General features: G+C 42.3%; 4 protein-coding genes and 1 pseudogene. 3 read left to right on the plus strand and 2 right to left on the minus strand.

What is annotated here, in order from left to right; all coding sequences use genetic code 11:
- Window positions 1–102 precede the first annotated feature (102 nt).
- Window positions 103–822 (minus strand): helix-turn-helix domain-containing protein, encoded by a 720-nt coding sequence (locus F6K20_RS23550; protein ID WP_502708867.1) that lies wholly within the window; start codon window positions 820–822, stop codon window positions 103–105.
- Between the two features lie 56 nt (window positions 823–878).
- The gene (locus F6K20_RS23560; protein WP_229414555.1) at window positions 879–1,193 is read right to left on the minus strand and encodes a recombinase family protein; all 315 of its coding nucleotides are present in this window, start codon (window positions 1,191–1,193) and stop codon (window positions 879–881) included.
- A gap of 673 nt (window positions 1,194–1,866) precedes the next feature.
- Between F6K20_RS23560 and F6K20_RS23565 the strand changes: the two genes are divergently transcribed.
- From F6K20_RS23565 to F6K20_RS23575, 3 genes and pseudogenes are all read left to right on the plus strand, one after another.
- Entirely contained in the window at window positions 1,867–2,394 is a 528-nt protein-coding gene (locus F6K20_RS23565; protein WP_287251506.1) for a hypothetical protein, read from the plus strand.
- 242 nt (window positions 2,395–2,636) lie between these two features.
- A pseudogene (locus F6K20_RS23570) lies at window positions 2,637–3,059 on the plus strand (Uma2 family endonuclease); the annotation flags it as partial.
- Window positions 3,060–3,830: 771 nt separating this feature from the next.
- A complete protein-coding gene (locus F6K20_RS23575; protein WP_008185851.1) occupies window positions 3,831–4,937 on the plus strand; it encodes an alkene reductase in 1,107 nt (368 codons plus the stop codon).
- Window positions 4,938–5,136 lie beyond the last annotated feature (199 nt).

Raw genomic sequence — 5,136 nt, forward strand, 5'->3', positions numbered from 1 at the left:
TGGCTGACTTGCCCAGCATTTAAGGCCGTAGGCCACGCTACGCGAACGGCTTTGTTTATCAGTACATATATTATAGCAATTTTATAATACCCTGTGCAAAATTCATCCCACACCTAATGCGTAGCATAGGTGTGGGATGAATTTTGCCGGACAGCTAAAAAACGTCAAAAAAGTTCTAACACCAGGATCGAGAGCAACTACCTTGCCTTGATTCTCGGCTTTGTTTCGAGTTGCTTTGTAAGGGACTACTAAATAATAGTCCCCATTGGTGCTAATTAATCGATAGTCACATAGGTGATCTGGTAGGCTTTCAGCAAAGGTTAACTCTCCTAATTTTGTAGGGTAGATCCCCTTTACTGAAACAGCGGATTTTGGGATGTAGCAAGACTGAACAGGAGTTTTTCGAGACCTAAAGCGAACTCGATTAATTTGCCCAGTCAAATTGTATTTTTTCTTAGCCTCTATGACCGCAGTGCAGGCATCCTTTATCCCTATCGATTTAATTTGATAAGGTACTGTTTTACACCATTCAGGAAGACTGTTAAGGATGTCAGTCTTGATGGCCAACCAGTTAGCTTTAACTTCGCCATTTTTGAGGATTTCTACGGTCTTGTTGAAAACATAACGGGACACTCCAAACCAGCGATTAATCAATTGACGTTGGTCAGCTTTTAGGAATAGTCGGATCTTTTTTGATTTTTGAACCGTATTTCCTGAGTCCTTGGACTCTACAAGAGCAGACGTGAATGATTGAGAGAATATCGGCGGTAAATTCTGATCAAAGACAGCTTTCAGGGTTGTCGGATCCCATGATTTTTCCACCGTTGAGACTGACCGGAGATGAAACCTTAGAGTAGTGCAGCCTTACTACAAAACCTTTACCCTATGCTGCATAATTTACCAACTATAAAGGCTGCACTACTCTTACGGTAACTTCTAACCAAGTACTCAAAGAGTTCAAACCCAAACCGGGTAAGTCTGTCGAGACAGGCAACAATAATTGTGAGCTGATCCCCACGCATAAGTCGCTCCAGTATGGTTTTAAGCCCAAATCTTTTGTAGTTAAGTCCTGATCCGATGTCAAAGATGATTTCCGCTTCTGGATAGAGGGAGTGCATATAAGCAACCTGTCGATTAAGGTCATTCCTTTGTTTTTGGCTGCTGAGGAGGCAGTAACAGATAGTAGCAACCACAGTTTTGCCCGCCTTTCCGAAGGTGAGTAAGCTTTCTGTATCGAAGAGTCTGTAACCACTTGGGGTGCGTTCGCATTTGATCGTGCCATTATCTGCATACTTGCGAAAGGTATTTCTGGAGAGTCCCGTAAGTTCGACCGCCTTACGTAGTGGTATCAGTAACCTCCCTTAAGTATACCAAATAGTTGTAGAGATTGCTAGACTATGTGACACTTTTTATAACTGTATACAAACCTTTTGATTTATCCGTCTGATGGGATGCCAGTGCGTTTTAAGGCCAGAGACTTGCAGTGTATTGAGGAAACTTAGTATTGCTTGGTGCAGTTTTAGCTAAGTTTTCGTTTGTGTTAGTAAGTTAACTGGCTTTTTATGATTAGTATTGGGAATGCGATCGCATCCTTGTTTTATGTGGTCATATACCGTAGCTATTCAGGTATCAGCTATTAGCTATCAGCGTGTCGCGTATCAGCTTATGCGCTACACGCACACTACTTGAGGTGCCATTGGCCAAAGGCTGACCGCTAAACGCTGACCGCTGAATGCTTACCATATACCCAGTCATGCCCCTGACCCCTAACAGGTGTCTTGAGCTTAACGGTAAGGTATTAATACCGTGTTAAGCTTATAGGTTAAGACGCTCTCGACCACTATCTTATCATAGGCACGGACAACTATGCGACCTGATTTGCAGGACTTGGTGATTTCAGAGGACTATCTATCCAATTTGATTGGGGAGAAGCCAGAGCGAGTCAGAGGTTTTTTCCTAGAGAAACCAAAAGAACCAGGAGATTTCCTGATCAAATTGGGTAGAGGTACCTTTCTATGGTTGAAATATAAGGCAGTTAGACGGCTGGTGAAAGAAGTGGATCGATACAATACGGTGATTAGAGCTGTATACATTAATGATCAATTGGAAGAAGCTGGTAATCCAGGTGTTGGTCTCAGCAATCGGGAGCGAGTGCTCGAAGCCCTTAAGGTGATGAAAACGGATTTAGTGCGTGCCTTGAAGACAGAACGAATTCTCAGAGAGAATAAGCAGTTTATTACTAAGAATCCTCAGCTATTTACTACTAATTTAACCACCTTGACTGCCCTGCACTTGAGTGATCAGGCCAGTGAGTATGGACGAGTGCTAGATCAAGCCTTGCAGGTGGCAGTGGGGGTGCAAGAGGAAATGAGAAAATTGCAGAATCAGCGTTAGGGGCGGATAATCTATTTATTTTAGGGAGTCGGGAATCGGGAGTCGGGAGTCGGGAATCGGGAGTCGGGAATCGGGAATCGGGAATCGGGAGTCGGGAATCGGGAGTCGGCAGGGTTATTTCATTCTGGATCTAGGTAACGAGTTTAAAGGCTTTCAGCCATCACATACCTGAATGCTCGAAGGCTGAAAAGACGTATCCTCGTCAATGCATAAAATATTGCAATTTAGAATGAAACAGCCCTGGGGAGTCGGGAATCGGGAACAGAGAAAAAATTCTGTGCATCGCTGGTTTTTTAAATATTAAGGTTGTGTTTAGCTCTCAGACTGTGTTTAGTTTACCAGGTGGTGGCGATCGCTCTCCCGATGTAGCTTGGGTAGCGCTGGAAAGATGGAAAGCACTGAGTCAAACAGAAAGAGAAGGTTTTCCACCCATTTGCCCCGATTTTGTGATTGAGTTGCGCTCACGGACAGATCGATTAAAGCCCCTACAGGAGAAAATCCAAGAGTATCTAGCCAGTGGCTTGCGTTTGGGTTGGTTGATTAATCCTCAGGATAAACTGGTAGAAATTTATCTGGCAAATCAACCTGTGGAAGTAGTAGCAATGCCTGTAGTGTTAACAGGAAATGAGGTGTTACTGGGGTTTAGTTTAGAATTTAGAATTTAGAATGAAGAATTTAGAATGAAGAATTTAGAATGAAGAATTTAGAATGAAGAATTTAGAATGAAGAATTTAGAATGAAGAATTTAGAATGAAGAATTTAGAATGAAGAATTTAGAATGAAGAATGAAGAATGAAGAATTTAGAATGAAGAATTTAGAATGAAGAATTTAGAATGAAGAATTTAGAATTTAGTGGCTAGTGGTGCTTTAGGGACGGGCTCGCCCTGATTTTATCGGTAGCCAGTGTTGGGACAGTCCGTCCGGAAATGAAACGGGCAAGATGCCCGTTCCACGCCTGATGCCCATTCCAACCACCAGGTCAAACAGCTTTTAGGAGATGCACCCAGCCACAAGCGCGTTCGCTTTTAGCGTGGCCTACGGCCAATCGCGTAGCGTGACCTTTGGTCAATCGCATTTTGGCTTTCTTGGTCTGTTGCTAACCTTTCCCCCCATCCAAGAAAACAGTTGTGCAATTTGATCAGTATGAATAGCTCTGGCTATAGGTTCCGATATCCACCCGGGAAAAAACCTATATCATATATATATTATTACTATGAAAACAGCTATATAATATACCCTATTCTTTCTTCCCACACTCTCCCATCGGGTGCATCTCCTAAAAGTTGTTTGACCCAGCAGTGGTGCGTTACGGGCAGCAACCTAACCCTGGCGCTTGAGCAAAACATACCAAGCCCCTAACTTGTCACAAATCATTTAGGATTGCTATATTTTGTTTAAATGGATTTGAGTCAATTTACATTGAGGGGTACAATAAATGACGGCTCCACTCTCTTTGTCCAAACTACTAAGCCCTTTTGAATTAGGTGATTTATCTTTAAAAAACCGAGTAGTAATGCCTCCTTTAACTAGAGGGAGAGCAGTTAATATGGGTATTCCCAATGATTTAATGGTGGAATATTATACTCAAAGAACTGGAGTAGGTCTAATTATCACTGAAGGTACTTTTATTTCCCCTCAAGCTAACGGTTGGGTAAATGCTCCTGGTATTTATACTCTGGAACAAACTGAAGGGTGGAAAAAAGTTGTTAGTAGTGTACACTCTAAGAATACGCCATTATTTTTGCAGCTTTGGCACTGTGGTAGGGCTTCTCATAGTAGTTTCCATGATGGTAAGCTAGCTGTTGCTCCTTCAGCCATTAAAATTAACGAAGAATATGTTCATACCCCTCAGGGAAAACAGCCTCACGAAACTCCACGAGCCCTGGAAACTGAAGAAATACCCCAAATAGTAGAAGAGTATAAAAAAGCGGCTGAAAATGCCAAACATGCAGGTTTTGATGGGGTAGAGATTCATTCAGCTAATGGTTATTTACTGGACTCTTTTCTGCAATCTAAAACCAACCAAAGAACAGATAACTATGGTGGTATTATTGAGAATAGATATCGTTTACTCAAAGAAGTAATCGAAGCTGTAATAACTGTTTTCCCAGTCAATAGAGTGGGGGTTCGTTTGTCTCCTAATGGTTTATTTAATGATATGGGGTCTGTGGATTATCGTGAAACATTTCTTTATGTAGCTAAAGAGTTAAACAGTTATGGGTTAGCTTATATCCATGTATTAGATGGGTTGGCGTTTGGATTTCATGAATTAGGAGAACCGATGACTTTGGCTGAGCTTAGAAACGTTTTTGATGGTCCAATTATTGGTAATTGCGGCTATAGTAAAGAAACAGCAGAAGCGGCAATTCAAGAAGGTGTGGCGGATTTAATTGCTTTCGGAAGACCGATTCTGAGTAATCCAGATTTGGTTGATCGCTTCGCTAATAATTGGCCTCTTAATCCTATTCCAGATGTTAAAGTTTGGTATTCTCCAGGTAAAGAAGGTTATACTGACTTTCCTACTTATAATGCGGAAAACTAGCGAGGCTCTTACTAAGTGCGGTCTAGCCTGAAATCTTAACCCTAAAGGCATTTAGGGTTTACAATTTTTTGAGCGAACAGTGGTTCATTACGGGGCAGGCTGTCCCAACTATTGCGTCTTGCGTCTTGTGTCTTGCGTCTTGCGTCTTGCCTGCTCCCTGTTCCCTGTTCCCTGCTCCCTGCTCCCTACTCCCTACTCC

The organism is Moorena sp. SIO2C4 (genome assembly GCF_010672485.1).
Classification (GTDB): domain Bacteria; phylum Cyanobacteriota; class Cyanobacteriia; order Cyanobacteriales; family Coleofasciculaceae; genus Moorena; species Moorena producens.

Coding starts and splice junctions, on each gene's coding strand:
- F6K20_RS23565 (WP_287251506.1), top strand. CDS start 1,867: ATGCGACCTGATTTGCAGGACTTGGTGATTTCAGAGGACTATCTATCC.
- F6K20_RS23575 (WP_008185851.1), top strand. CDS start 3,831: ATGACGGCTCCACTCTCTTTGTCCAAACTACTAAGCCCTTTTGAATTA.